At 42.5% G+C, this 713-nt stretch carries 1 pseudogene; it reads left to right on the top strand.

The features are described 5' to 3' along the window. Window positions 1-713: pseudogene (locus AC0QHF_RS14205) on the top strand (hypothetical protein); the annotation flags it as partial.

The raw sequence follows: 713 nt of genomic DNA, 5'->3' as shown, positions 1-713 counted from the left end.
TTTGCTGCTGCTACGAATACGATTTACTTGTCTCAGGAGTTGGTGGATGAGAATTCGGGGAATGTAAATGCGATCGCTTCTGTTTTGTTGGAAGAATATGGTCATTATATTGATGCTGAAATGAATGCGATCGATTCTCCTGGGGATGAGGGGGATATTTTCGCGAATTTGGTTGTGGGTCAGGGGTTGAGCGAATCGGAATTATTGGCATTGTGGGGTGAGGATGATAGTGCGATCGTTGTTTTGGGTGGGGAAGAAGTGGCGATCGAACAAGCAAATGTTTCCTGGCTTGGAGGTAGTGGGGATTGGTATAACCCGCGCAAGTGGAGTGGTGGCAAAGTTCCCAACTCTAGCGATAATGTAACTGTGGAAGCCATAGGGGAGAGCGTCAAAATCAATTTCTCAAAGGGAAATCCTAATATTCAGGATTTATTTTTGGCAGCTAAAGGGGGTGGCTCTTTAAGTTTGAATGGCTTAACAACTTTAGGAAACGACACAGACATTTTAGCGGAAGGAAATAAAAGCATAGTCAAGTTACCCAACTTAAAGACATTTTCAGGCAAAGATGTTTCCAGCCCTTCCTATATTATGGTCAAAGATGGTGGTGAAGTTGAAGCAAAAAAACTCACCGCCCTAAAAGAGGTAGATTTATATGCCACAAACAGCCAATTAAATTTGTCAGGAATCAAAACTTTTAGTGGCACAACTGATAC

The sequence above is a fragment of the Lyngbya sp. CCY1209 genome (assembly GCF_055795065.1).
Note: the sequence above shows the minus strand (reverse complement) of the source record. Positions and strands in the feature narration are given on the sequence as shown.